General features: G+C 61.4%; 26 protein-coding genes. 12 read left to right on the top strand and 14 right to left on the bottom strand.

The features are described 5' to 3' along the window. Positions 1-181: 181 nt before the first annotated feature. Positions 182-1,504: an MATE family efflux transporter gene (locus RTP54_RS26200; RefSeq protein WP_312366595.1), complete on the top strand. Its 1,323-nt coding sequence runs from the start codon at positions 182-184 to the stop codon at positions 1,502-1,504. Between the two features lie 379 nt (positions 1,505-1,883). Further along, positions 1,884-2,999 carry a hypothetical protein gene (locus tag RTP54_RS26195; RefSeq protein ID WP_312366593.1) on the top strand — a complete coding sequence of 372 codons (1,116 nt, stop codon included), beginning with the start codon at positions 1,884-1,886 and terminating at the stop codon, positions 2,997-2,999. A 148-nt stretch (positions 3,000-3,147) separates the two neighbouring features. Here RTP54_RS26195 and RTP54_RS26190 read toward each other — a convergent pair whose 3' ends face one another. Next, positions 3,148-3,786 (bottom strand): hypothetical protein, encoded by a 639-nt coding sequence (locus RTP54_RS26190; protein WP_312366591.1) that lies wholly within the window; start codon positions 3,784-3,786, stop codon positions 3,148-3,150. Positions 3,787-3,816: 30 nt separating this feature from the next. Between RTP54_RS26190 and RTP54_RS26185 the strand changes: the two genes are divergently transcribed. Both RTP54_RS26185 and RTP54_RS26180 read left to right on the top strand, forming a co-directional pair. Further along, positions 3,817-5,088 (top strand): hypothetical protein, encoded by a 1,272-nt coding sequence (locus RTP54_RS26185; RefSeq protein ID WP_312366589.1) that lies wholly within the window; start codon positions 3,817-3,819, stop codon positions 5,086-5,088. A gap of 26 nt (positions 5,089-5,114) precedes the next feature. Then, the gene (locus tag RTP54_RS26180) at positions 5,115-5,333 is read left to right on the top strand and encodes a hypothetical protein (protein ID WP_112812319.1); all 219 of its coding nucleotides are present in this window, start codon (positions 5,115-5,117) and stop codon (positions 5,331-5,333) included. 229 nt (positions 5,334-5,562) lie between these two features. Here RTP54_RS26180 and RTP54_RS26175 read toward each other — a convergent pair whose 3' ends face one another. From RTP54_RS26175 to RTP54_RS26155, 5 genes are all read right to left on the bottom strand, one after another. After that, positions 5,563-6,618 (bottom strand): porin, encoded by a 1,056-nt coding sequence (locus RTP54_RS26175; protein ID WP_312366588.1) that lies wholly within the window; start codon positions 6,616-6,618, stop codon positions 5,563-5,565. Between the two features lie 839 nt (positions 6,619-7,457). Further along, the gene (locus RTP54_RS26170; protein WP_112811029.1) at positions 7,458-7,736 is read right to left on the bottom strand and encodes an HU family DNA-binding protein; all 279 of its coding nucleotides are present in this window, start codon (positions 7,734-7,736) and stop codon (positions 7,458-7,460) included. A gap of 55 nt (positions 7,737-7,791) precedes the next feature. Beyond that, positions 7,792-8,085 (bottom strand): WGR domain-containing protein, encoded by a 294-nt coding sequence (locus RTP54_RS26165; RefSeq protein ID WP_312366586.1) that lies wholly within the window; start codon positions 8,083-8,085, stop codon positions 7,792-7,794. A 166-nt stretch (positions 8,086-8,251) separates the two neighbouring features. Continuing rightward, positions 8,252-8,500, bottom strand: a complete 249-nt coding sequence (locus RTP54_RS26160) for a DUF982 domain-containing protein (RefSeq protein ID WP_162704266.1) — start codon at positions 8,498-8,500, stop codon at positions 8,252-8,254. Positions 8,501-8,551: 51 nt separating this feature from the next. Continuing rightward, on the bottom strand, positions 8,552-9,751 hold the full coding sequence (locus RTP54_RS26155) for an MFS transporter (RefSeq protein ID WP_312366583.1): 1,200 nt from the start codon (positions 9,749-9,751) through the stop codon (positions 8,552-8,554). Between the two features lie 271 nt (positions 9,752-10,022). On the opposite strand from RTP54_RS26155, the gene RTP54_RS26150 reads away from it, so the two are divergent. Then, positions 10,023-11,531: a winged helix-turn-helix domain-containing tetratricopeptide repeat protein gene (locus tag RTP54_RS26150; protein WP_312366582.1), complete on the top strand. Its 1,509-nt coding sequence runs from the start codon at positions 10,023-10,025 to the stop codon at positions 11,529-11,531. A gap of 23 nt (positions 11,532-11,554) precedes the next feature. Here RTP54_RS26150 and RTP54_RS26145 read toward each other — a convergent pair whose 3' ends face one another. Further along, complete coding sequence (locus tag RTP54_RS26145; RefSeq protein ID WP_312366580.1) at positions 11,555-12,472, bottom strand: class I SAM-dependent methyltransferase; 918 nt, start codon at positions 12,470-12,472, stop codon at positions 11,555-11,557. Between the two features lie 162 nt (positions 12,473-12,634). Here RTP54_RS26145 and RTP54_RS26140 point away from each other — a divergent pair, with 162 nt between their 5' ends. After that, positions 12,635-14,059, top strand: coding sequence for a sensor histidine kinase (locus RTP54_RS26140; RefSeq protein WP_312366578.1), 1,425 nt, complete (start codon positions 12,635-12,637; stop codon positions 14,057-14,059). Then, positions 14,060-14,746 carry a response regulator transcription factor gene (locus tag RTP54_RS26135; RefSeq protein WP_312366576.1) on the top strand — a complete coding sequence of 229 codons (687 nt, stop codon included), beginning with the start codon at positions 14,060-14,062 and terminating at the stop codon, positions 14,744-14,746. Positions 14,747-14,823: 77 nt separating this feature from the next. Here RTP54_RS26135 and RTP54_RS26130 read toward each other — a convergent pair whose 3' ends face one another. Next, entirely contained in the window at positions 14,824-15,039 is a 216-nt protein-coding gene (locus tag RTP54_RS26130) for a hypothetical protein (RefSeq protein ID WP_312366615.1), read from the bottom strand. Between the two features lie 203 nt (positions 15,040-15,242). Further along, the gene (locus RTP54_RS26125; protein ID WP_112810963.1) at positions 15,243-15,443 is read right to left on the bottom strand and encodes a hypothetical protein; all 201 of its coding nucleotides are present in this window, start codon (positions 15,441-15,443) and stop codon (positions 15,243-15,245) included. 376 nt (positions 15,444-15,819) lie between these two features. Between RTP54_RS26125 and msrA the strand changes: the two genes are divergently transcribed. Beyond that, positions 15,820-16,326: a peptide-methionine (S)-S-oxide reductase MsrA gene (msrA, locus tag RTP54_RS26120; protein ID WP_312366575.1), complete on the top strand. Its 507-nt coding sequence runs from the start codon at positions 15,820-15,822 to the stop codon at positions 16,324-16,326. Positions 16,327-16,565: 239 nt separating this feature from the next. Here the strand turns inward: msrA and RTP54_RS26115 are convergent, their stop codons facing one another. The 5 genes from RTP54_RS26115 to RTP54_RS26095 all read right to left on the bottom strand — a co-directional run bounded on the left by RTP54_RS26115 (position 16,566) and on the right by RTP54_RS26095 (position 22,502). Further along, on the bottom strand, positions 16,566-16,976 hold the full coding sequence (locus RTP54_RS26115; RefSeq protein ID WP_112810964.1) for a PAS domain-containing protein: 411 nt from the start codon (positions 16,974-16,976) through the stop codon (positions 16,566-16,568). Positions 16,977-17,250: 274 nt separating this feature from the next. Further along, a complete protein-coding gene (locus RTP54_RS26110) occupies positions 17,251-17,799 on the bottom strand; it encodes an NUDIX hydrolase (protein ID WP_312366574.1) in 549 nt (182 codons plus the stop codon). A gap of 130 nt (positions 17,800-17,929) precedes the next feature. Beyond that, positions 17,930-18,895 (bottom strand): magnesium and cobalt transport protein CorA, encoded by a 966-nt coding sequence (locus RTP54_RS26105; protein ID WP_112810966.1) that lies wholly within the window; start codon positions 18,893-18,895, stop codon positions 17,930-17,932. Between the two features lie 79 nt (positions 18,896-18,974). After that, positions 18,975-20,873: a potassium transporter Kup gene (locus tag RTP54_RS26100; RefSeq protein ID WP_312366572.1), complete on the bottom strand. Its 1,899-nt coding sequence runs from the start codon at positions 20,871-20,873 to the stop codon at positions 18,975-18,977. Positions 20,874-21,479: 606 nt separating this feature from the next. Next, positions 21,480-22,502: a LacI family DNA-binding transcriptional regulator gene (locus RTP54_RS26095; protein ID WP_312366570.1), complete on the bottom strand. Its 1,023-nt coding sequence runs from the start codon at positions 22,500-22,502 to the stop codon at positions 21,480-21,482. A gap of 257 nt (positions 22,503-22,759) precedes the next feature. Here RTP54_RS26095 and RTP54_RS26090 point away from each other — a divergent pair, with 257 nt between their 5' ends. The 4 genes from RTP54_RS26090 to RTP54_RS26075 all read left to right on the top strand — a co-directional run bounded on the left by RTP54_RS26090 (position 22,760) and on the right by RTP54_RS26075 (position 26,270). Further along, a complete protein-coding gene (locus tag RTP54_RS26090) occupies positions 22,760-24,094 on the top strand; it encodes an ABC transporter substrate-binding protein (protein WP_312366568.1) in 1,335 nt (444 codons plus the stop codon). A 105-nt stretch (positions 24,095-24,199) separates the two neighbouring features. After that, on the top strand, positions 24,200-25,147 hold the full coding sequence (locus tag RTP54_RS26085) for a carbohydrate ABC transporter permease (RefSeq protein WP_112810970.1): 948 nt from the start codon (positions 24,200-24,202) through the stop codon (positions 25,145-25,147). Continuing rightward, positions 25,144-26,085 carry a carbohydrate ABC transporter permease gene (locus tag RTP54_RS26080; RefSeq protein ID WP_112810971.1) on the top strand — a complete coding sequence of 314 codons (942 nt, stop codon included), beginning with the start codon at positions 25,144-25,146 and terminating at the stop codon, positions 26,083-26,085. The genes RTP54_RS26085 and RTP54_RS26080 overlap by 4 nt, the downstream gene beginning before the upstream one ends. Further along, positions 26,082-26,270: a hypothetical protein gene (locus RTP54_RS26075; protein WP_112816333.1), complete on the top strand. Its 189-nt coding sequence runs from the start codon at positions 26,082-26,084 to the stop codon at positions 26,268-26,270. Before RTP54_RS26080 ends, RTP54_RS26075 begins: the two co-directional genes overlap by 4 nt. The last annotated feature ends 1 nt before the right edge of the window (position 26,271 follow it).

Here is a 26,271-nt window from a genome sequence, read left to right as displayed (position 1 = left end):
TGGCTTCGAGGCCATGCGCTCCGGCAACTCCGGCAAGGTCGTCATGGACTGGTAGACGGAGCCGGATAAGGGGCGACTGCGCCAAGGCTCAGTCGAGGGGAAAGTACCAAACAGGGGCGGGAATGATGTCTAGGCAGACCAATGCAATCGCGGGCTTCATTCCAGCAGGGCCTTGCAGGCGATGAACATTTCGCCGCCTGCGGAGCTGCAGGAAAACTGGAACCGCCGCATGGTCATGCTGGCGCTTCCGATCATCCTCGCCAATCTGGCGCAGCCGGTGCTGTCGCTGGTCGATACCATGGTGGCGGGACATCTTCCCGGCGCCTGGTATCTCGGCGGCGTCGCACTCAGCGGTGTCCTGTTCAATTTTCTGTTCTGGAGTTTCAGCTTCCTGCGCATGGCGACCACCGGCCTGGTAGCCCAGGCATCGGGCGCAGACGATGCAGCCTCGATGCGCAAGCATCTGCTGCGGGCGCTGCTGATCGCCGCCGCTGCCGGCGCGATCATCATCATTCTTCAAAAGCCGATCATCGAAATCGGTCTGAACTTCCTCGGCGGCAGCCAGGCGGTCTACGAAAGTGCGGTGGCCTACGCCTCGGCTCGCATCTGGTCGGCGCCGGCAGCACTTGGGAACTTCGTGCTGCTCGGGTACCTGCTCGGCCGCCAGCGGGTGATGATATCGCTCGCGCTGCAGATCGCGCTCAATGTCATCAATCTTGCAGCGACGGTCACGCTGGTCTTCGTCTTCGACTGGGGCGTCGCCGGCATCGGTGCGGGCACCGCGCTCGCCGAATGGGTTGCGTTCATTGCCGGCCTCATGATCGTCCGCCCGTTTAGCGCAGGGCCGCCCTTGGCTTTGCGCGAACTGCTGAATGGCCCAGCCTTCAGAAGCCTGATTGCCGTCAATCGCGACATATTCCTGCGCAGCCTCTTCCTGCTCGTCTGCTTCGGCTGGTTTGCCCGCAGCGGCGCTCTGGAGGGCGATGCGATCCTGGCGGCCAATGCTGTGCTGCTGAACCTCCACGGCATCACTTCCTATGGTCTCGACGGATTTGCCCATGCGACGGAGACCCTTGTCGGCTCGGTCATCGGCGCACGCCGAAAGGACGCACTTCGGCGGGTGATCAAGGCGGCGTTCCTGTGGTCTGGGTTGGTGGCGCTGTTGTTTTCGCTCTGTTATGCGCTGGCAGGCCCCGCAATCATCTCGCTGCTGACCAACCAGGAGGATGTTCGCGCCGCGGCGATCCAGTTCCTTCCTTATGTCGTCGTGCTGCCGCTGATCTCGGTGACGAGTTACATGCTCGATGGCGTGTTCATCGGTGCAATCCGCACAAAGGAACTGCGCAACAGCATGTTCCTTTCCACGCTCGTCTTCCTGGCAGCCGCATATGTCTTTCAGCAGGCCTGGGGCAATCACGGGCTCTGGCTTGGCATGATGGTGCTGATGGTGGCACGTGCAGCCACGTTGGGCATCAGATTGAAGCGCATATTCGCACAATTCTGAGCCGCCGCACCGGGCGGTGGCGGGCGTCGCACCCTCAAGCGGTTTGCACTGCTCGCGGGATTACGGCAACTCCAATGCTTGCGAAGTACGACACTTGCCGTATGGCGTGAGCCCGCACAGTGGTTCTAGATCAAGGTTCAACACCGGTGGCGACTGCGTTCAAGTTCGGGGTGAGCAAGGGGCGTGCCGCCTCTGCGCTACGGCCAAGCGATCTAGACGTCAACATCGTCGCGGTCGCATGACCTGAAACGCTGTTCGGCCGGAAAACCGCAGGCGTATCGCACCGTTGTCTGTAGCTTCGTGACCGGCGCCCCGACGTGGTGCCGGTTTGATCGCGCATGCATGTCGCAAGTGGAGTTCATCTGGATGACCGCAGGAAATGTCAGACGAATTCGGGATGCCGGCTGTTGCGCGCCGGGACAAACCGGCAAGCGTGTCTTGCGTGATCGCGCGCGCCAGCCCACGCCGCGATCGCTTGGCCGCGTCGTGCCAAACGATGCTTGAGAAAGCGGCACGACGGAAATCTGGAGCGATCGCCGCGCTCGGATGCATGACAGCCGAGGAGATTGTCTGCCATCCGGCGCTTCATCTCGCGGATCAGAGGTTGGCAGCCCACCTGATTGAGATGCATCGGCAAGCGCCGCGGTTTGCCCGCCTCGGCGCATCGCACCGCAAATGGCTGATGACGCAGGCGATGTATGCCCTGTGTATGCGCCGGGTGCCGGGCAAGGATGCCTCCGGGCTCAATGCCACGCGCTTTGCCGAGCACATTACGTCGATCGGTGTCGCGAGCCGGAATACCGCGGATGCCTTCCTCAAGGAACTGCTTGCCTACAAGTTTCTGCAGGTAATCCCGTCGCGGCATGATCGCCGGATCCATGTCCTGGACACCACGCCGGTTGGCGACAGGGTCATGATCGGCTGGTTCGTCGGGCATATGGCCGCGCTCGACCGCATGGATGGCGGCAGCCGCGTCGACGCCTGCGTCCAGAACCCGCGGATATTCCGCAGAGCCCAACCGCGCGCGACCGCGGCGTTGATCGCGAACGCGGCGTGGCGCGTTCTGCCGGAGAGTATTGCGCACTTTCTGTCGTGCGAATCCGGGGGAATGATCGTCCATGAGTTCATGCTTCAGATCGCCGACTTCACGCCTGTCGATGGCAAGGTCGTCGTCGGCTCGGTCAACGTGCTTTCGCTGGCCGAACGCTATGGAATATCAGCCAGCAACGTCAAACGTATGTTGACGCGAGCGCAGGAAAAGGGGTGCCTCGGCTGGGAGGGATCGCGTGGCCATAAGTCCCTCTGGCTCTCGGCGCGGTTCCTCGGCGACTATGCCCTGTGGCGGGCGCAGAACTTCGCCGCGCTCGATGAAGCCTTTCACGTCTGCGCCCGCGCGGTGCCGCGTGCGAGCGCTCTTGAGGCGCAGACACGCAAACCGGTACCCGGAGGCACGGGCAGTGAAGCCCGTTTGGAGCGGCGGCCGTGTGGAGTGTGACGCAGGCTGGCATGAGAGATGGAAAGACGCCGGCTCGATTGTGGAGGCAGCCACCGCCACCCAAAACTTGAAGTTGACTTCAATATGATCTTCCCCTTACGTCAACTCAGGGTCGTGGGGGAAGCGGATAGAGGTCGATCGAGTGGATTCAGGCTGCCAACAACAGTCTACGATCTTCCGCCTTCGGACTTTCGGGGGGCTGGAGCTGCTTGACGAGAGTGGGCGCGCTGTCGCGTTCCCCGCGAAGGCGCTCGTGATCCTGGCCTATCTTTTTTCCACCGGCCGGCGGACCGCCACCAGGACGGAGGTCGCAGACCTGCTTTGGGGAGGTGGGGCGCAGGCAGCCGCCTTCACCAACCTGCGACGGTTGATCTCGCGGATCAAGGGCCGTCAGGCCGAACTCGATGCGCAGATCCTTGGCTTCTCCAGCCGCGGGATCGAGCTCAAGCCATCCTTGGTCACCTGCGATGTGTCGCTGTTTGGCATCGCCGAGCCCGAGGGCTCGTTCGATGAGATCAAGGAACTCGTCGATCAGCTTCGATCGGCCTTTCTGGACAAGACCGAGCTTCAGAATCCAGCGTTCGATCAATGGCTGGCGCATCAGCGGGAGCGTCAGCTGAGGGCGCTCGACCATGCCATGCGCATGATGGCGTCGCTGGCCAAGACTGCCGATCAGCGTGCCGCCGTCCAACAGGCGGCGCTGCTTGTCCTTCTGACGGACTCCAACGATCAGATTGCCCGAAAATTCCTGCTCCAGGCCTATGACGTCCAGGGTGAGGTCGAACATCTTCGGCGCACGTTCGAGCGGCGAAACGAGATGCTCTCCTCCTGGATGATGGAGAAAGCGGCGCCGCCACCAGCCAGGATCGCCGCGCGCGTGGCTGTCCCGGAGGCAGCCGAGCCGAGCGCTTCAACGGCGCTGCAGAGGCCATGCTTGCCGCGGCTCGCACTGCTGCTGCCAAACAATTTCAGCCGCGAACCCGCTGCCGCGATGATCGTGACCTCCCTTCTGGAGGACATCACCATCGGCTTTTGCGTGCTGAACAGTGTCCAGGTGCTGGCGCCATATTCGGCCCTGCAGATAAGCCGCAATACGGAAGACCAGTTGGCGATGCTGGAGCATCACGGTCTGACCTATGTGCTCGAGACGCGGTTGAGCGGCGCGAACGAGGCGCTTTCCCTGTTCTCGCAGCTAGTGTTTCTTCCCACGAGCGAGATCGTCTGGGCCGAACGGCTCAGCCTCGATAGTGCGCGCTTCGCGCAGAACAGACGGGACATATCCGGGCGTCTGGCTCTCTCGGTCGCAAGCGAGATCGAGCGCCACCGGATCACGCGCAACAACTTCGATCGCAACCCTGCCGCCTACCACCGCTATCTGCTCGGACGGCAGTTCTTCGATCGCCTGACGTTGCCCAACTTGCATCGAGCCCGAAAGGAGATGGAAGCGGTTCTTGCGGATAGCGCCCATTTCGCACCGGCGCTCAGCTCGCTTGCGCGAACCTACTCGGAGGAGTGGCTGCTGACGGCGCGCGGCGAAAGCAACTTGCTAAAGTCGGCTGAAGCCTACGCGCTGCAGGCCATACGCACGAGCAGCGACATGGCGGATGGCTATCGCGAACTCGGGGTCGCGAAGTTGCTCCAGGGCGCGCTCGACGAAAGCGTCGAGACGTTGCAAGTGGCCGAGACCCTCAGCCCGCATTATGCGGATATCATCGCCGATCATGCCGACGCCTTGGCGCATTGCTCGCGGTTGGACAGCGCATGCCGGACGATCGAGCGGGCCATCGAGCTCAATCCCATAAGCCCGGATTCCTACCTCTGGACGGCAGCTGGCGCTCGCTATGGCCTCGGTCATTTTGAGGAAGCGCTCGAATACATCGACAGGATGGCGGATGGCAGCCTGGCCGACAGGCTCTCCGCCGCAAGTTGGGCCATGCTCGGCCACCGCGACAAGGCCCAGACGTTCGTGGCGAGAACGCGCGAAACACATCCGGAGTTCGATGTAGAAAATTGGCTGTCCGTCGTTCCCATTAAGGAAAAATGGCACAAAGACATCTATCGTGAAGGTCTCAAGAAGGCAGGCTTCTAGAAATCGGACCGAATGGAGAAACGTGCATGGCAAAAGTTGCGATTTTAGGTTTCGTGGGCGAGGCAGGACTTTATGTCGTCGACATCGATGCAGGGACCGTCGCGCCGCTGACGGCACCGGTCAAAGGCGGACTTCAGGCTGTCGTCGACGTGCAAAATGCCGGAGGTTCGGTCATCAGGGGCGTGAATGTCGCCGTTTCAGTCGATTCGGCCGAGGATATCTCCAACGGACGGTTCGACGGCTAACGTCATCGACGGGCCTCCTGCGCAAGGCTGGCCCAAATCCTTATCTCTTGTTCCCAAGCCATTTCCTTCGGTGACGCGATCACGGCGCTGAAGTGTGTTCGCTCGACAAACACGAGCTGGACCGACGATGAAGCGCGTTCATCGCCATGACTTGCAGGAAGCACAGTCCTGAACAAAAGACCCGCGGCAAAGTCTTGCCGCGGGTCCATTAATCTGAACGACGTTCAGATTAGAAGTTGCGCTGCAGGCGAACGAAGCCCGAGACGTAGTCGCGGTCGGTCGTAGCCGTCAGGTCTTCCTGGTTGTACTGAACCGATACGCGGGTCGCCAGACCTTCGGTGACTGCGTAGTCGAGGGTAACGCCAGCGCGCCACTTGTCGAGACCGCTGTCGAAGGTGTTGCCAGAGCGCAGATCGCTCCAGTACTGACCGCCGGGGGTGATCTTCAGCTTGTCGGTTGCCTTGAAGGCATACGAAGCTGCAACGGTCCACTCGGAAGCGTTCCAGTAAGCGTTCGGGTCGGAAGCCCATACACCAGCGAGCTGGAAGACGCCCGGGCCGAGATCAGCCGAAAGCAGAGCGCGGATTGCGCCTTCTTCAACTTCAGTGTCGTAGCCGCCGAGCAGGTCGAACGATACGCCGCCGACCGAAGCCGAAACGATACCCTGAACGCCAACGCCGTTGGACTTCGTCGAAGTGCCTTCGAGTTCGTCAACTGCAACACCAGCCTGGAACGAGCCACCGTCGTAGAGGTAGGCGATCGAGTTGAACTCGGTGTTGTTGCCGAGCGAATCGGACTCGCCGTTGATGCCCTTATCCCACCAGCTGTAGAAGAAGCCGGCCTTCAGGCCGCCGAGCTGGATGTAGGCTTCGTCGACGTCGATGAAGCTGTCGCCAGCGTCGGTGTCGTTGTCGGCGTTGAATTCAGCGGCGAAGAAGCCGGTGAGCGTGCCGTACTCGGTGTCGCTCTTGGCGTCGAACGAGATGTAAGCGCGCGAGAAGGCATCCCAGTCCGAAGACGAACGGTCTGCGCCGGTCGAGTCAACCTGCTTGTAACGGCTGTCCGCTGCGTCGGGACCGAATGCGGTCTGGAAACGGATGAAGCCACCGATCTTCAGGCAGGTTTCGGTGCCCGGGATGTAGAAGTAGCCAGTGCCGAAGGCGTCGCAAACGCGAACGTATTCCATGGGCTCCGGCTCGGCTGCGACGATTGCGTCGGCTGCCTGGGCGCCGGAAGTCGCGGCCAATGCGGCTGCGGAACCGAGGAGGAGGCTTCTGATGCTCATGCGATGGTTCTCTCTTTGGTTATCAGGGTCAACAAGGGCCGATCCTGGATGTCCCCCAGAGATTCCCGGCTACCTCGCTCGCGCTGCTACGAAACAGACTCATCCGCGATTGCTCTTGGATGGACAGCGCAGCGATGACTAACACGTAGAAACGAAAAATAACCAACAAGTTTATCGGAGTTGCCGTTGTGCTTGTATTAAGAATAGGAGTGTTGCACGCCTGCAACGTCATCGCATTACAGTTTTATTGCAGATTAATGACAAGGAATTACTCAATGATCTCCTAATAATATACTGATATGCTAATATATGCTTTAGGAAGAAACTTGATGTTTCATCCATTGACGAAGATTTTTTCGTCAAATAACTAGAGGTGCCTTTGAGAAGAAGGGCTTGTGGTGAGGGGCGCCGTCAATGAGCAGTCGTTGACGGCGCTTTGCCGTTCGGACTTGGCGGATCGCGCACACGCCGCCGCCCGTTCTCCCGAAGACACTGCCGCGTTGCAGGCGCTTCCTGGCTATAAGTCATTGTTAAGATTGTCTTTAATCTACGCCTGCGAGCATAGCTCGACGGCGATCGGCCAGTCGTCATGAGGCGAGGGGACGATTTATGGCGCGATCTCATGAATTCGCGAGTATCCCCGCCCAATGTTCGACCGTCGGACCAGTGTCATCGACGGTCCTGAATTCAGCGGGAGGTGGTGATATCGCGCGTAATGGCGCTGGCGCCTTGTGGCCTCGGCCTGGCCGTCGCCAGCTTTATCGGCGGCCCGAGTAAGATGGGGCAAAGCCTGGCATGGGGAAACGGCCCCGCCGCCGGGCGGGGCCAGGTTTCGTCGCTTACTTGTTGAGGGCGTCCTTCAGTGCCTTTGCCGGCACGAAGGATACTTTTCTGGCGGCGGCGACCTTGATCGTCGCGCCCGTCGCCGGGTTGCGGGCTTCGCGCTCCGGTGTTGCCTTCACCTTGAACTTGCCGAAGCCCGGCAGGGAGGTCTCGTTGCCGGAGACCGAGGCGGCGGAGATCGCCGCGAGCACGGCCTCGACGACGGCCTTGCCCTGAACTTTCGTCAGGCCATGGTCGCTGGCGATCTTTTCCGCAATTTCGGTTGTCGTTGTCAAATGATGTTCCTCCTCGTTCTTGACGCGATGATACTTTGCGCGAATGGGCCCGATGTCATCGGGCTTGCGCCTCAACGGCGGCTTGCCCAGGGGATTTTCCACAGCTTGTCTTGGCAACATAGCCTTTCGCGCTCTTTTTGCGGGCGATGTGGCGGAACATGGTGACGGCTTCCGCCTCGGAGGCGAAGAGGTGGCGCATCTCCTGGCCGAGCGTTCCGATGCGTCCCCAGGCCCGGATCAGGGCGATTTCGCCAAAGAGCGTCGGCTGTATCGAGAGCGCATAGTAGCGCGCCATGTTTCGGCTCGGGTCTATGCGTTGAAAGTAGAGATTGGAATATTGCTCGATCATGCGCGCAGCATCGGCCAGGGGAGAATCCGCGTCCAATGAGAGTTTTGAATCGGTCGGGGCGGATCGATTCACGGCGTTGATGAGACGGTCGCCGGTTGCGAGCCGAAGCGGGGCAACGGGTGCCCTGCGCGAAAGGCTTACCCTCAAGGCCCGCGCAACTGGCAGATCAGGAAGCGATGTCGTCCTCGGCGATCGGAAACGAGCATTCGATGGCAGCGCCGATAAAGGCTGCGCGCGAAAGCCCCAGTCCCTCGCCGCGCTCCAGCGCGGCATGGCAGCGATTTCTGGCTCTTTCGTAGAACCAGCCTCCCTGCGGCCACTCGCTGAGATATTGCAGGGCATCCTGCGGGCCGTTGATGCAGCGCTCACCCATCGTTCCGACCCTGACGGGATGATCCCAGATCATGGATTGCATGTGCATGTCCTCCGGTTCGCCGCAGAACGCCGGGCGTGGACGTTTGTTCCCTCAAGTGTCGGGTCGAACGCGCTTTCGTCCCCATCCGCCCGGCCTGCGCTCCGCCATCACGAGAACCACCAGCACGCTGCACAGAAGCCCTAGTGACATCGGCAATCCCTGATGTCCGACCAGTTGCATTGCCAGACCGGTTGCAGGCGAGCCGACGATGCCGCCAAGTCCCCAGGCAAATGCGAAGGCCGCGTTGCCGGCGATCAAGGCTTGTCCGGTGAGCCGCTCGCCGAGCTGGATCAGCGACAGGGTGTAGATCCCGAACGAAACGCCGCCCCAGACGAACACGAGCGGCCAGATGAGCCACGTGTCGAAGAGCAACGGCAGCAACAAGCAGCCGGCCAGGGAAGCCAGGCAACACAACAGCAGGATCGGCCTTGAACCAAAATGCTCCGACATCCGCCCGAGGAGGATCTGCAAGGCGGCATTGCCTGCGATGAAGCAGGTGATGAGCGGAGCTATGTGCTGTTCGGCGGCACCGAGTGCGGCGCCGTAGACCGCAATCAGGGAAAGCAGGGTCTGCTCGAACGCGGCCGCCGTTGCGACCGCGAAAAGCAGGATCGGCGCCAACATAATAAAGCCGGCGACCGACGTTGCTTCGCCCACCTTCGGCATGGAAGGCAAGCGCGGAACCACGGCAAGCACGATCAGTCCGCAGACCAGAAAGGCGACGATGCCGATGGCGAACGGTGCCCAGCCTTGCGTGCCGACGAGGCCCAGCGACAATGGACCAATGCCGAACCCGGCGGAAACCACCGACGAATAAAGGCCCATGATGCGGCCCCGGCGGGACGCGGGCGTGATCTGCACCAGCCAGGTCTCGCTGATCACCGACAGCGGATTGGCGAAGCCGCCGAGCAGAAGGCGCAGCGGCATCCATGACCAGACGTCCTGCGTCCAGGCGATCGCGGCCAGCGTGAATGCCGCAAGGAGAGAACACAGGATCGCCAGGCGCGCGCCGCCTATCCGCCGCGCCAGCATTGGAATGACGGGTGCCGACAGGATGAAGCCGAGGGGCGTCATCGCCGCCGAAAGGCCGATGAGGAGGGGGGCTGTGCCCTGCCGCTCCAGGATAAAGCTCAGCAGCGGATAGGTCAGCCCTTGCGCGACGGCAAAGACGGTCACGGTCGCAATGATCCCCGCCATGGCCGCCCAGGGGGCTCGGCCCTCTCGTGCCGATGTGGTGCTTTCGGCGGTCATGGAGAAACGGCCCTGTGCTTGCCGGAAAGGCCTGGCGGTCGACGCCTCGACATGCCGGCTCGCCCTTCTGGCATCGTTGTGCATGATCCAGGCCATCCCGGAAAAATCTGGCGTGGTGCGAGGATAGCGTTCATGACGGACTCCAGTGGGCTTGCGCACTCAGCGCCCCTTTGACCTGATGGAGATTGAAGTCTGCAGGGCGCGTGCGGCGCCGTCCTTAAGTGCGGCCAAACAGTTCCAAAAACTTCCAAACCTATTAAAGATGCGCCTTATGCAGGGATCGCTTTTTGCCTTTGGTCCGTTCGTGCTTGATCCCGCTGCGGGAACGCTGCTTCGGGATGGAGTGCCCGTTGCCCTCGGCTACCGCGCGCTGAAGCTGCTTGAAGCCTTTGCCGAACGGCCGGGCGAGATTCTGGAAAAGGCCGCGCTGATGGACGCGGCGTGGCCGGGCATGGCCGTCGAGGAGGGCAACTTGACCGTCCAGATCGCGCAGCTGCGCAAGTTGCTCGGTCCGGCCGCCGACGACCGCGAATGGATCTCGACGGTCCCGCGCGTCGGCTATCGCTTCACCAATTCCGTCGAACAGTTCGGCGGCGTGACGCGAAAACCCGTGCTACCGCCCGATCGGCCATCGATTGCCGTTCTGCCCTTCGTCAGCATCAGCAACGACCCGAAGCAGGCAACCTTCGCTGACGGCCTGACCGAGGACCTGATCACCGATCTCTCGCAGATCCAGGGCCTGTCCGTCATCGCGCGCAATTCGTCTTACGCCTACAGGGGAAAAGCCGCCGATCTGCGCACGATCGCAGGCGATCTTGGCGCGCGCTACCTGGTGGAAGGCAGCGCACGCCGCGCCGGAGGGCGCGTGCGCATCAACGCCCAGCTCGTCGATACAAGCAGTGGCGAGCATCTCTGGGCCGAACGCTTCGATCGCGACCTTGACGACATTTTTGCAGTTCAGGACGAGGTCATCGGCAAGATCGTCGAAGCGCTGCAGGGCCAGCTACGCGCCCCGCCGCCGCGCAATCGGCCGAGAAACATCGAGGCTTACGATCTATGCGTTCGAGCGCGCAAGCTGATGGATGATAGCCCGCAGGCGGCGCGCGAAGCCCATCTGATGCTGAAGCGTGCCGTTTCGCTCGATCCTGATTACGCCGAGCCCTATCGTTGGCTTGCCATGAACCATTGGATGGGATGGGTGCACGCTAACGGACCAACCGAGGCAAGCCGCAAAATGGCCCTGGAACTGGCGCAAAAAGCTGTTGCGCTCGACCCCATTTCTGCCGGCTGCCGGTGGATCCTCGCCTACCTTCTTGCCTATGAGCGACACTTCGCAGAGGCGGATCGGGAGTTCGCCACGGCGATGGAACTCGATCCGAACGAGGCCGACACCTGGGCGGCGCTGTCTGATATCGCGATCCTTGCCGGGCGGGCCGAAGAAGGGCTCGCGCACATCCAGAAGGCGTTTCGACTGAACCCTTTTCCGGCGAGCTGGTATTATCTGGCGCTCGGTCAGGCGCACTATGCGGTTGGTGCGTATGAAGCCGCCGTCGAGACCCTGCGACGCGAAGAGACGTATCGAACGAGTTCACGCCGTTTCCTGGCGGCAAGCCTTGCTCAACTGGGCCGGCTGGACGAGGCGCGGGCGGAAGTGGAGCTGTTCCTTGTCGGCAATCCGCATTTTACGATCGGCCATTGGGCGGCCACCGAACCGTTTCGCGACGCCGCCACGCTCGCCCATTTCGTCGACGGTTATCGCAAGGCCGGACTGCCGGAGTGACGCGCCGACTGACGCATGCCGTCTTACCTGATCATGCTGAACTTGCGGATCTTGTGGCGCACGAACGCTGACACGGGAGAGGTGGCTTGAAGGGTGTTTTCGGTCGTGGCCTTGGCATTTCGAGCGAGGGTATCGACATCGATCCGGCCTGGGGAACGGCGGAAGACGATGCTGGTCGATGAAATCACCTTTACCGCTGCGAGCCCCGCTTTTGCTGCAGCAAGCTCCAGATTGAAGCGGTTGAACCCGACGACATGGGCGAAATGAAAACTGCCGAAACCCTTGTCGCCGAACCAGCGCAGGCTGTTCGGAACCTCGATGAAGAGCAGCCCGTCCGGCCGCAGCCACTGGCTGGCGCGCCGCAGGGCAGCCAGGGGATCGTTCAGATGTTCCAGCACATGGAAACACGTCACCAGGTCGAACTCGGCGCGATAGTCCACATCCTGCCAGCTTGCGAGTTGAACACGGCCCTGCAACTGCTCTTGCGCATACTGGCCATAGCCTTCGCCCGGCTCGAAGCCATGCGCGTCGTGCCCCGCATCCAGAAGCCTCAGGATAAATTCTCCCGAGCCCGCGCCGAAATCGAGCGTCCTTGCCTTGGATGGCAGCCAGTCCTTGATCTCCTCGTATCGCTTTTCGGCCTCGCGCTTGCGCTTGACGATGTGTCGCGGCTTGGGCGACCCCGCGTTCAGCTGATAGTCGAAGCGATAGTAGCTCTCGTAGTAGGTCGACAGTTCGTTGTCGCTCGGCATCGGGTTGGTGAAGAACAGACCGCATCCGTTGCAGACCACGGTTGGCAATCGCTTCAGTCTGCGATCGAGACTGGCGAGCTTTCTGTATTCCTGCTTCTGGCATACCGGGCAGCCGATCAGGCGGCCGCGATAGGGGTAGCCGGAAAAGGGTAAGAGGTTGCGCAGTATCCCCAACGTAAGATCGGTCATCATCGCGTTCCAGCCGTGCTTGCCCGCGGCTCCGTTCCGACAGGACCGCAAGGGGCATCTAGGCTTCCAATCGCGCCGCCGATAGCGTCCTAGGGCCAATGCGTTTTCACAGCCGGACCTTGGTCTGATCCGTATCGGACCAAAGAAGTCGAGGAGGGGCTAATGTCGTCTTTCGTCCGGCAAGGCTTGCGCATAAGCTGGGGCATGACGTTCCAAAGTTTCGCCATGCCCCTGCTTCACATGCGGTCCCGCCTGAGCCTCGCGGCGCAATTCTGTCTTGCGGGGGCTGTGGTCGTCCTGATCGCCATGGTTATCGTCGGCTCCTGGGTCACCACCCGGATCCAGGAGGCGGTGACGCACAATGCCGCCAATGCGACCGCCCTCTATGTCGAAAGCATCATCGCCCCCCTGGCCCAGCAGCTGTCGACCTCGACGGTGCTCAGCGACGACGCAAGAACGGCGCTGGATGAGGTGTTGCAGCAAGGCGCGCTCAGCCGCCGGCTGCACTCCTTCAAGATCTGGGCGCCCGACGGAACGGTGATCTACAGCACGACGGACACGATCGTCGGGCGGAAATATCCCCGCACGGAAGGATTGACGAGTGCGTTTGCAGGACGGGTCTATGGCGAGTTCGACGCGCTCGAAGGCGAAGAGGCCAGCCATGAGCGCGAAAGCGGCAGGGCGCTGCTGGAAATCTACAGTCCGGTCATCGAGCCCTGGTCGGGGAGGGTCATGGCGGTGGCGGAATTCTATGAGCTTGCGGACGGCCTGAAGGCGGAACTGACGACGACCAGCAGAAACAGCTGGCTCGTCGTCGGTGGAGTGACGTTGGCGATGTTCCTGGCGCTCTATGGCATCGTCGCGCGAGGCAGTCGCGAGATTGAGCGCCAGCGTCTTCGCCTCGGCGAGAAGGTGCAGGCCCTTTCGCAGATGCTGGCGGAGAACCGTGCGCTTCGAACGCGCGCGGATGAGGCCAACCACCGCGCGGCAACCCTCAACGAACGCTATCTGCGTCGGCTTTCGGCGGAATTGCACGACGGTCCAGCGCAGATGCTGGCCTTTGCATCTTTGCGTCTGGAGGCCTTGAGCCAGCACCGGGACGATGAGGATGCCGAGTTGATCAGGCAATCTCTGGATGAGGCGATGCGCGACATTCGCAACATTTGCCGAGGGCTGACCTTGCCTGAACTCGACGAGCTGACGACCGAGGCTGTCGTCGCGCGCGCAGTCGGTGCCCATGAGGCGCAGGCAAAGACCAAGGTCGAGCTCAATACGAACGGGCCGTTACCGGAGTTGACGCATGCGCAGAAGATCTGCGTCTTTCGGTTCATCCGCGAAACCCTGAGCAACGCCTCGCGACATGCGCAGGCAACGCGCTTGCGTATCGAGGTCGCGCGCGTGGCTGCCAACTTAACCATCGAAGTGCTCGACAACGGCATAGGCTTCGAGCGCCCTGAGAGCAGCGAAGGGCTCGGCCTGATCGGGCTCAAGGAGCGGTTGGCAGGGCTCGGGGGGCGATTCGAGCTTGTGTCGAAACCGAACTCAGGTACCAGGGTTTTCATGGAACTTCCGGGAAGGGACGCGTGAGTGTCAGGCAATCCGCTGCGAATCGTTATCGTCGACGACCACCCGATGTTTCGCCGCGGTGTGGCAAGGACGCTTTCCGAAGTGCCGGAGCTGACGGTCGTGGCGGAAGGCGCCAGCGCGGACGATGCCGTCACGCTCTTCATCGAGCATAAGCCCGATCTCATGTTGCTCGACCTTTCCATGCCCGGAGGCGGCCATGCGGCGCTGACGCGGATCCTGGACGTCGATCCGCAATTCCGCATCATCGTCCTGACCGTTTCGGAGGACGACGCCGACCTTTTTCGCGCCTTGAAGAGCGGCGCGCGGGGTTACGTTCTCAAGGGTGTCAGCGCTTCGACGCTCGTCGAGGCAATCATGGGTGTGGTTGCCGGCGAAAGTTACGTTTCTCCGACGCTGGCGGGCAAGATCCTCAGGGAAATGCGCGGACCGAGGGTGGACGAACCAGAGGTGGCCGCAGGCGTCGACCGGCCGTTTGCCCATCTCACGCAGCGAGAAGAGCAGATCCTGAAGCTGGTCGCCGATGGGCGTACCAACAAGGAAGTCGGCAACCAACTCGAGCTGCAGGAAAAGACCGTCAAACATCACATGACGCGGATCCTGCAAAAGCTGAACGCGCGCAATCGGACGGAGGCAGCGAGGCTGTTCCAGAAAGTGGCCCTCGGACAGCTGGACCCGGACGAACGCTGATCCGTCAAGGGTGGGCCGAGGTGACGTGCTGTCGACGTCGACGCTGCGTCGAGCGGGATCGCGCGGGCGCTAAGCCCTTACCAATTTCCGGGGTCGGCGGTATGGTCGACGCGGGCGAATTCATCCGCCTTGTCCCGCTCAAGGCTCAGCTCTTTCCTGGCCATTGCCTCATCGGTGACCGAATAGGTCAAGGGAGGCGGCCGTCTCGTCAGCTCCGCATACATCAGCAAAGCTGCCTCTTCGGCTGTATCGGCATCAATTTCTTGCGTGATGGTGACGACGTATCTGTGCATGGCGCTGGATCCGGTCGCTGCTGGTTTGATCATGTGCGATCGTCCGCAGTGTAAATGGTTCGGGCGGCTCCGGCAAAGCCGCTGTGCAGCGCCGGTATGCCCGCCACCGCGCTCGCCAGGCGCGGCCGAATTGTGCTGCGGGCGGGCCAAAAAAAGCCTGACGGCGATGTTCGCCGTCAGGCACGTTCATGGGATTCGAAAGCTCAGTTTGTCTTGTGTTCCGAGGCGAAGTGGCCGCACCAGTCGTTGGCCGTGACCACCGGCCAGAGCCCGCGCGCGTTTGCGTCAGGCTGGGAGACCGGCGGATTGTAGCGACAGAGACCAGCTTCGGCGGCAACGGCTGCGCTGTTGGCGACGTGGTTTTCGTAGAATGCGCAGCTGTCGCACGACACGTTGCTGGACATGGGTAGTCTCCTTCCGGTGTTGCGGCCCGTTAAAGTTGAGCCTCGAAATCATAATTTAGAATGATTCTAAACAACGATTCTGGCTGATGCAAGGGGGTGTTGCCCACAATCTCGAGTTGGCCTGCACCGGAACACCGGATGGCGCCGCTACACGGCACCGACAGCGCGCCATCCGCTTTGCAGGCCGCCGGAAGGCGTTCGATCCCACGACGCAGTGTGGGCTTGTGGACCGAGCGAGGCTGCCTCTTCGGCCGAGGACGACATCGATCGGATCACCAATGTTTGAAAATCGGCCCGCAGATTTGCCGTTCATTTTACTCGATGAAAACCGAGCCTGGGGCTATGGTGCCGATCCAGATCAAGTGGAGACCATCAAATGACCGAAAAAGCCGTTCTGGCCGGTGGCTGCTTCTGGGGCATGCAGGATCTCATCCGTGCGCTGCCCGGCGTCATCAACACTCGCGTGGGCTATACTGGCGGCGATGTGCCGAATGCGACCTATCGCAACCATGGCACCCATGCCGAAGCGATCGAGATCGTCTTCGATCCGGATGTCATCAGCTACCGCCGGATTCTCGAATACTTCTTCCAGATCCACGACCCGACCACGCTCAACCGCCAGGGCAACGACGTTGGCACCTCCTATCGCTCGGCGATCTACGTTATCAGCGAGGAGCAGCGGCGCGTTGCCAAAGACACCATCGCCGATGTGGATGCGTCTGGCCTGTGGCCGGGAAAAGCCGTGACCTCGGTCGAGCCGGCCGGGGATTTCTGGGAAGCGGAGCCGGAACACCAGGACTATCTGGAACGCTATCCGAATGGCTATACCTGCCATTTTCCGCGACCGAACTGGGTGCTGCCCAGGCGTGAGGCGGCCGCGTAGCGGCCAACGCCTTCAGTTGCGGGCGAGGCGGGGCCGATCGTTGCGCATGTCGTTGCCTGTCGTGCCGGCGGTGACGACATGAACGGTTGCGCTCCTGCTGCTCTTGGCGATTTCACATGTGGTCTCGCCCGACGAAAGCGCAGAGTGGCCACCGGCCGCAGACCATCCGGGCTGGGTCCCGTATGTTGCGCGCAGAGCCATGTTCCTCGGCGGGGCCTTGGAGTTCGGCGCCTCCTGGCTCAGTGTCGGCGGTTGTCGTTGGTCGAGGTCGCGCTTTCAAGAACAACGATGCCGGAGTAGAGCACCGGCGTATCTTCGCGATTGCGAAAGCATCGGCCGAAAGCAATGACGGAAACGTAGCGACCGCCGCGTGTCCTGACGCGATAGGTAGACTGCTGTGCCCGTCCGCCAACGATCGTCTCGGTGATTTTCCTGGCCAGCTGCGGCCGATCGTCGGGATGAACGCGCGCCAGGTAGAGTTTCAAAGGTAGTCCACGATTGGTTTCGTCGGCGGCAAGACCGAACAGTTCCGCCAGCGCGGCATCGCCGTAGACGCGGTCCTGGACGATATCCCAGGTGAAAATTCCGGAGTCCGCCGTGTCGGCATCGGGTAGATCCACGACAAACGTGCGCTCGCGATCCTCTTCCATCAATCCCCCAAATGGTCGCGCCGCGTCGCTTCGAACTGCGTTCCAGCGGTGCTCACGGTTTCGAATTCTCCAGGCATGAGCATCCATGAATTAGGGGTATCTAACAATCGCTATCCATGCCGTGCAATTGATCATTGTCAGAATATGTCACCGTTGCGACAGATATGCGAATGATCCAGGGCCCGCGCCAACAGCTGATCGCGGCGTCCACAGTACTGATCAGCGGGTGGTGACGCTCGCTTGGCGCATCTGCCCGCGCTCTGTCGTGACTGTCTCAGCCATCGCTGAGTTTCCCGTTCCTGCGGTTGGCCTCCGCGCCGGGTCTGAACTCGACCAGGAACGATTTCAGCTCGACCTCGCGCACCCGCCTTGCCGCCTCGGCGGGTGAGACCCAAGCCAATTCGCGCTGACCTTTTTCCTTGAAGCCATCGGCCATGGCCAGGACCTCCACCTCATAGATGTCGACAATGGCCGGGGCCACGTCGCCGTTCTCCAGCCATTTCAAATAGGTGTATCTGCCCACCGGGTCCTTGCGGACCTTGCCCTTGACGCCGGCTTCTTCCCAGGCTTCGATTGCCGCAACCTCATGCGCCTTTTTCTTCTTCATCGGCCATCCCTTGGGAATGACCCAACGGCCGCTGCCGCGCGATGTCATGACCAGGACCTCGACGTCCGGGCCGCCGTTGCGATAGCGGAAACACAATGCCGCATATTGTTGGCGAAACGCGCCCGAAAACAGTATCTGCGGCTCGGCGGCAAGCTGCTGCAGGAGGGTTTTGGGCTTCTGCGCGATGCTGTTTCGGTTGCTTTTATTCGCTGCCATGTTTCACGATCGAATGTGCCTTGCGTTCCCAAAGCATTCATAGACACAATTTTCCGAATGGAAACATGGAGCGATGCCGCGATTTCGCGCCCGCTGCCCGGACGCCCGTGTGTTGACCGGCGGGATGCTGCTAGAGCCAGCCGGATTTCTTGAACCGCCAGTAGAGAATGGCGCACAGCGTGGCGATGACGCCGAGGACGGCGAAGTAGCCGTAGCGCGTCGCGAGTTCCGGCATGTTCTCGAAATTCATGCCGTAGATGCCGGCAATTGCTGTCGGCACGGCGAGGATTGCCGCCCAGGCGGCAAGCTGGCGGGTGATGGTGCCCTGGCGTTGCTGCTCGAGAAGGTTCGAGGCCTCGAAGACCGAGGTCATGATTTCACGAAGGCCACTGACCAACCCTTCCACGCGCCTGACATGATCGTGCACGTCCTTGAAGAACGGCCTTGCGTTGTCGTCGATACAGGGCAGGTCGAGGTGGCTCAGCTTTCCCACCACTTCGCCCATCGGCCCAAGCACGCGCTGGAACCGGATGACGTGGCGGCGCATGCGGAAGACGCGCCTGATCTGCTCGGGCTGCAGGAAGGACATGAGCACGTGCTTTTCCAGCTCCAGGATCTTGTCCTCGAGCGTCTCGACCATCGGCAGGTAGCCGTCGACGACGAAGTCGATGATGCCGTGCAGCACATAATCGGGCCCATGCTCGAGCAGTTGCGGCGACTGTTCGAGTTGCTGGCGCAGTTCGCTGTGGGAGCGCGCCGAGCCGTGGCGCACCGAGACGAGGTGATGCTTGCCGACGAAGATGCAGGTCTCGCCATAGGCGATCTTCTCGCCTTCGAGGTGGGCCGTCTTGATGACGACGAACAACTGGTCGCCGTAGATATCGACCTTGGGAACCTGCTTGCCGTTCAGTGCGTCCTCGACCGCCAGCGGATGCAGGCCGAACATGGCCTGGAGATTGGCCATTTCGTCCGCAGTCGGGTCGCTGACCCCGATCCAGACGAATTCGCCTTCGCGGGCGTCGAGGGGTTTCGCCGCGAGCGGAACCTCGTCTGCGCGTTTGCCGGCACGGTACAGATAGGAGGCGATGACTGTCATGTGCGTGGTCCGCTGTTGGATTGCTTGCCCGGTACCGGGATGGCCGCCCCCGCCGAACGTCGCCCGGCGCTGGCTGCGCTCAGATCGTCACCTGCTCGCCGATCTCGACGACCCGGTTGGCGGGTAGCTTGAAGTAGGATGACGGATCGATGCCGAGCCCGGCGAGCGCGATGTAGAGATTGTCCTGCCAGCGGGGCAGGCCGGAGTTCGGATCGCTGATGAGCGTCCTGCGGCCGAGATAGAACGAGGTCTGCATGATCTCGAACTTGAAGCCGGCCTTCTTGCAAAGCGACAGCGCCTTGGAAACGTTGGGTTCGTCCATGAAGCCGAAGCAGAGTTCCAGTCTTGTGAACCTGTCGGAAAGCTTCGTCAGCGTTACCCGGTCTTCCTGCGCGACGTAAGGATGGTCCGACGTGCGCACGGTCAGGATGACGTTGTTTTCGTGCAGGACGTGATTGTGCTTGATGTTGTGGAGAAGGACCGCCGGCGTCTTGTCGCCCACGCTGGTGAGGAAGACCGCGGTGCCGCGCACCGTCTGCGGCGCGTGCGTCGATTTCTCGATGGAGCGGATGAAGGTCTCGAGCGGGACATCGTGGCGCGCCGTCTTCTCCCGCAGCATGCGCGACCCGCGCGTCCACGTCCACATGATGAGCATGATGGCAAGCGCCAGCGCGACGGGCACCCAGCCGCCATCGTGGATCTTGAGCAGGTTGGCGACAAGGAAGACGCTCTCGATGGCCAAAAGCGGCAGCAGCAGCAGCGCCGCTAGAAGCGTGGAATATCCCCACACGGAGCGCAGGAACTGGAACGCCATGATCGTCGTCACCACCATCGCGCCGGTGACCGATATGCCGTAGGCGGTGGCAAGCGATTCCGAATCGCCAAAGGAGAAGATCAGCACGATCACACCGACGAACAGCAGGACGTTCACGGCGGGCACGTAGATCTGCCCGGTGTTGGTCTCGGATGTGAACTTGATCAGCAGGCGTGGCAGGAAACCGAGATGGACCGCCTGTCTTGCGAGCGAGAAAGCGCCGGTGATGACGGCCTGGCTGGCGATGATGGTCGCCATCGTCGCGAGGATCACCATCGGCAACAGCGACCATTCCGGGTAGAGAAGGAAGAACGGGTTTTCGACGGCCTCGGGCCGGCTGAGCACGAGCGCACCCTGGCCGAGATAGTTGAGCGCCAAGGCAGGAAAGACGAGCGAGAACCAGGCGGTGCTGATCGGCTTTCGCCCGAAATGGCCGAGGTCGGCGTAGAGCGCTTCTGCCCCGGTCACGGTCAGGAACACGGCGCCGAGCACGACCAGCCCCGCCCAGCCGGCATGGGTGATGAACCAGAGGGCGTTGACCGGATTGAGCGCCTGGAGGATCGTCCAGTCGTCGCCGATGTGGATGAGGCCGCCCCATGCCATGGCAAGAAACCACACCACGGTAATCGGCCCGAAGAACTTGGCAACCGCCTGGGTGCCCTTCGACTGGACAGAGAACAGCACGACCATGATCGCGGCCGACAGCGGCAGCACGTAGCCGGAAAAGGCCGGGGTGACGAGCTTCATGCCCTCCAGCGCCGACATCACGGACAGCGCCGGAGTGATCATGGCGTCGCCGATGAACAGGGCCGCCCCGATCAGTCCGGCAAAAAACAGCACGGGCATGAAGTTGCCCGTCTTTTTCATCAGGAGTGCGAGAAGCGACAGCGTTCCGCCTTCGCCGTCGTTGTCTGCGCGCAAGAGAAACAGCACGTACTTGAACGTCACGATGATCGTCAGCGTCCAGACCATCAGCGAGATGAGGCCGATCACCTCGTTATCGTGCACGCCATCGGCGGAAAACGGGCGCAGCGCCTCGCGAAACGCGTAGAGCGGGCTCGTTCCGATGTCGCCGTAGACGACGCCGACGCAGCCAAGCAACAGGACAAGAAATTTGCGCGTTTCGGTCTGTGGGGCCGAAGCTTCGTTACGCACGGTGGTCATCTGTACTCCGGATGCTGTGCCTTGGTGTTTTGATGGGACTATATGGTGCAATGCATCATGCGAGGCAATCCACCTCGTGCGCGTGTTGCGGAGGAGCGGTCGGGCGCGAATTCGTCCGGCAACGGGATTTGCAGCTGGCAGCGGTCGCTCTTGTGCCGCCGACGTCGCGTGCGCCGGCCCTTAACGGGTGAAATAGGGAGAGGTGTTGATCGTCAGCGGGGGGCAAAACATTGCGGACGACGGGCAAGCAGGCAAGGTCGGCGGCGTTAAAGGGCTTTGGTCACGACCTGTGCAGCGACAGCAACGAGCAGACCTGCCAATGCCACCGCAGTGCCGTATCTGGCCATTCTGACGCGTCGCCAGCGGGCGCCATTCCAATCATAGCCCATGTGCTGCTCCGAAGGGGGGAAACCGCAATCCAGGGTTTGGATTGCGGTTTTGAGTTGCCGGCGGGGGCAGGGGTGTCGGCAACTGGCGGGAGCATGCCTTTCATTCGTTAACTGATGATTGCCCGGCGGCGGCGGCTTTTCGCCTCTCAAAACTACCGGGTTCCTTGCGCGCAAAGGACGGCGCGTGGCCATGCCAGAGGGGGCGTTGAAATCTCGATCAGAGATTTTCCTTGAGAAGGACCTCGATGCGGATCTTGTCCTGTGCGGCGTAGGGTTCGCGCGCGTCGGCACGCGCGCGCATGATACGGATCGCGCTCCTGACGGCATGGCCGGGGTCCTGGGCAATGACAGCATCGATGCGATCATCGCGCAGCGCATTTTCGCTGAAGGGGGTGCGCTCGTGAACGACGACCGTCAGCGGGCGAAGATCGGTGAAGGCGGCTGCTCCCTCCAGCGGGATGCGGGCTTCTGCGCTGAGCACGTAGATCGAGACAATGTCCTGGTTTCTTTCCAGGATCCGACTGACCACCTGTGCGGCCCTGCGTTCATCGCCATGGGTCTCGATGGACGGCAGACACTGGAGATGGGGAAACTGCCGGTTGATCGTGTTGTCAAAACCGAAGCGGCGCTGGATGCTGTCCAGCGACTGCATCGTCTCAGCGACGACCAAAACCTTGCCCGGCTTGCCGCCGACGAAACGACCGATGATCTTGGCAGCGGTTGCCCCGGCGGCGAAGTTGTCGACACCGACGAAATCGGCGGTCGGCAGTTTTTCCTGTCCGGACAGAAACTGCACGAACTTGATGCCGCGCTCGATGAGGCGGCCGATCGCGTCGCGGACCTGTGGCGATTCCGGTGCCATCAGGGCGATGCCGTCAAAGACGTCCTCGTCGATTTCCGACAGGTACTTCGCCACCCTGTGAGGGTCGTCGACCGATATCTGCACGACGTCGATATCGACGAGGTCGCCCTTCATGAGGGCCTGCGCTTCCTCAACCCGCTGGATCAGTTCGGCCAGGTAGAGATCGCCGGTCGTGGGAAGAATGAAGCGGAAGCGATAGCTCTTGTTGCGGGCAAGGCTGACTGCGGCCGGATTGCGAATAAAGCCAATTCTTTCAATGGCCTCGTTCACCTTGCGAACGGCCTTCTCACTGACGTTCGGCCGGTCGTTGAGGACGCGGTCGACGGTTGCAAGGCTTAACCCTGCAGCCTCAGCGAGATCTTTGGCCGTTGGCCGCATGCGGAACTCCCGGTGTGAACGTCTTGCAATCTACTCCACTAATTCAGGCGTGAAATCAACAATTGATGTGCGCACCTCAAAAATCACTTGCGTTGAGGTGCGCACCTCAGTTATGAATCATCCTGCTAGGGACGCGGGCTCCGATCGTCAATGCGTGAGCCGCAAGCCACAAAGGATTTCGATGCGCCAACCGCCCGGCTCGGGCGTTTTGATCCTTCCGATGGAGGTCGGAAGGCACTGGGAGGAGGAACCCCACAATGAAATCGATACTCTTGAGCTCCACACTCATCGTGGGAGCCTACGTCTCCATTGCAGGCGCTGCCGGCACGCAGGCTTCGGCTGCGGAGCTGACCCTTTGCTGGGCGGCCTGGGATCCGGCCAACGCGCTCGTCGAGTTGAGCAAGGACTTCGAAGCCAAGAGCGGCAACACGATGAAGTTCGAATTCGTGCCATGGCCGAACTTCGCAGACCGGATGCTGAACGAGCTGAACTCCGGCGGCAAGCTGTGCGATCTCATGATTGGCGACAGCCAGTGGATCGGCGGCGCGGCCGAAAACGGTCAATACATCAAGCTCAACGATTTCTTCGACAAGGAAGGGATCAAGATGAGCGATTTCATTCCGGCAACCGTCGTCGGTTACGCGGAGTGGCCGAAGAACACGCCGAACTATTGGGCGTTGCCGGCGTTCGGCGACGTGGTCGGCTGGACCTATCGCAAGGACTGGTTCTCCCGCCCCGAGTTGCAGGCCGAGTTCAAGCAGAAATACGGCCGTGACCTGGGCGTGCCGAAGACCTTCGCGGAACTGAAAGATATCGCCGAATTCTTCCAGGGCCGGAAAATCGACGGCAAGACCGTCTACGGCGCCGCGATCTACACTGAGCGCGGCTCGGAAGGCATCACCATGGGTGCCATGGATGTGCTTTACAGTTTCGGCTTCGAATACGGAAACCCGAAGAAAGCCTATGAGCTCGACGGGTTCGTAAACTCTCCCGACGCGATCAAGGGACTGGAGTTCTACAAGGCGCTTTACGATTGCTGCACGCCTCCTGGCCATTCCGACGCGTACATGTCGGAGGACATCGACGCCTACAAGTCGGGCCAGGTCGCCCTGCAGATGAACTTCGCCTTCACGTGGCCGGGCATTCACGTCGATGCCAATGTCGGCGGCGACAAGTCCGGCTACTTCGCCAACCCCGCCGGCCCGACCGGCATCCAGTTCGCCCAGCTCGGCGGGCAGGGGATCTCGGTCGTTGCCGCCTCCGACAAGCAGCAGGAAGCGCTCGACTACATCAAGTGGTTCGCGCAGCCCGAAATCCAGAAGAAGTGGTGGTCGCTCGGCGGCTATTCGGCCCTGCGTTCGGTCGTCGAGGATCCGGGCTTTGCGACGAGCCAGCCCTATGCGCAGACGTTCCTCGATTCGATGGCGATCGTGAAGGACTTCTGGGCGGAACCGTCCTACGCGTCCCTGCTCCAGGCGTCCCAGAAGCGCTTCCACGATTATGTCGTGGCGAAACAGGGCACCGCAAAGGATGCGCTCGACGGTCTGGCCGAGGACTGGAAGGACATCTTCGAAGACGAAGGCAAGTACTGACGCGAATGGCCCGCCGCCTCCCGGCGGGCAGCGTCCATGCAGGGCCGGAACCGGTGCTCGGAGCCGGCCCTGCACGCCATCGTCTCAATGCCCAAGGGGAATAGAATGCTCCATTCATCGATCGATCGCGCTGCGCAAGCGACGCCGCCGCCGGTCGCGCAACGCATCAAGGGGCTGTCGGACCGCGCCATCGCCTGGATTTTCGTGGCGCCGTCCATCGTGTTGCTGCTGGCTATCAACATCTTTCCGCTGATCTGGACGATCCGGCTGAGCTTCACCAATTTTCGCGTGAACCGCCCGAACGAGCCGGTCCAGTTTGTCGGCCTTCGCAACTATCTCAACATCCTGACCGACGAAGACATCTGGCTGACGATGCAAGCCACGGCCCATTTCCTGATCTGGACGATCGTCCTTCAGGTGCTGATCGGCTTTTCGCTCGCCTATCTCATCAACAAGAAGTTTCGCGGCAACGATCTATGGACGACGATCATCGTGCTGCCGATGATGCTGAGCCCCGCCGTCGTCGGAAACTTCTGGACCTTCCTCTACCAGCCGCAGATCGGTCTCTTCAATTACGCGGTCGGATTCCTGACGGGTGCCGATCCCTCGAGCTTCTCGATGATCGGCGACACCGCGCTGGCGCCCTGGTCGATCATCATCGTCGATACCTGGATGTGGACGCCGTTCGTTATGCTCATCTGCCTTGCAGGACTTCGTTCCATCCCAAGCAGCATCTATGAGGCTGCGGAATGCGACCGCGCCAGCAGCTGGCGGCAGTTCTGGACCATCACCATTCCCATGGTGCTGCCGTTCCTGATGCTCGCCATCCTTTTCCGCGGCATCGAGAATTTCAAGATGTTCGATCTCGTGGTGCAACTGACGGGGGGCGGGCCGGGCTCGATCACCGAGCTGACGTCGATCAACCTGAAGCGTGAAGCCTTCGAGAAATGGCGCACCGGCTATGCCTCCGCCTATGCCGTCATCCTGTTCGTGACCGTCTTCGGCCTGGCGTCGATCTATGTCAAAGCCCTCAACAAGGTGAAACAGAGATGAGCAGCTATTCAGTAACGGAGCCGTCCGCACGGCAGAAGTGGTTCGCCGGCTCCCTCGTCGTGCTTTATGCCATCATCACCCTTCTGCCTCTGATCTGGATCATCGGGACAGGTTTCAAATCGCCTTCGGACGCGATCGCCTATCCCCCCAAGACCTTCTTCCAGCCGACGCTCGAGGGCTACGTGAACCTGTTCACGACGCGCACCCGCGTGACGGAAGAACAGCTGAAGCAGATGGGCGAACCGACGACCTGGTACGATCGCCTCGTGCGCAAGGATGGGTTGATCATCGCCGGTCCGTCGCGTTTCAGTGAACGCTTCTACAATTCCGTCATCATCGGTTTCGGTTCGACGGTGCTGTGCATCGTGCTCGGGACGGCGGCCGCCTATGCCTTCTCGCGCTTCAAGGTGCCGCTGAAGGACGACCTGCTGTTCTTCATTCTCTCGACCCGGATGATGCCGCCGATCGCGGTTGCGATCCCGATCTTCCTGATGTTCCGCTCGCTCGGGCTGAACGACACCCACGCCGGCATGATCCTGCTCTATACCGCCGTGAACCTGTCGCTGTCGGTCTGGCTGCTGAAGGGCTTCATCGACGAGATCCCGATCGAATACGAAGAGGCCGCGCTGATCGATGGCTACACGCGGTTTCAGGCCTTCTACAAGGTGGTCCTGCCCCAGGCGGCGACCGGCATCGCGTCGACGGCGATCTTCTGCCTGATCTTCGCCTGGAACGAGTACGCCTTTGCCGTGCTGCTGACATCCGGCAACGCGCAGACCGCACCGCCCTTCATCCCGACGATCATCGGCGTCGGCGGGCAGGACTGGCCGGCAGTCGCCGCCGGCGCAACCCTCTTCCTCGTCCCCGTGATGGTGTTCACGATCCTTCTTCGCAAGCACCTGCTGCGCGGCATCACCTTCGGAGCGGTTCGAAAATGACAGCTTTCCTCAACCAGTTGCTTCGCCTTCGCCGCGGCGCGTGGGAGATGGTGGCATCGGTGCTGATCGCGCTGGGCGTGATCATGCTGATGCAGCCGCTGTCGCTGACGCTCTACTCCTTCTCGTTCCTCGTCACCCTGCTTGGAACGGTCATGTTCATCATCGTCAGCCACTTCCCGGAGTAAC

Source organism: Ensifer sp., from assembly GCF_031989085.1.
Taxonomy (GTDB): Bacteria; Pseudomonadota; Alphaproteobacteria; order Rhizobiales; family Rhizobiaceae; genus Ensifer.
The sequence above is the reverse complement of the archived record's forward strand: the minus strand, read 5'-3'. Positions and strand labels throughout refer to the sequence as shown.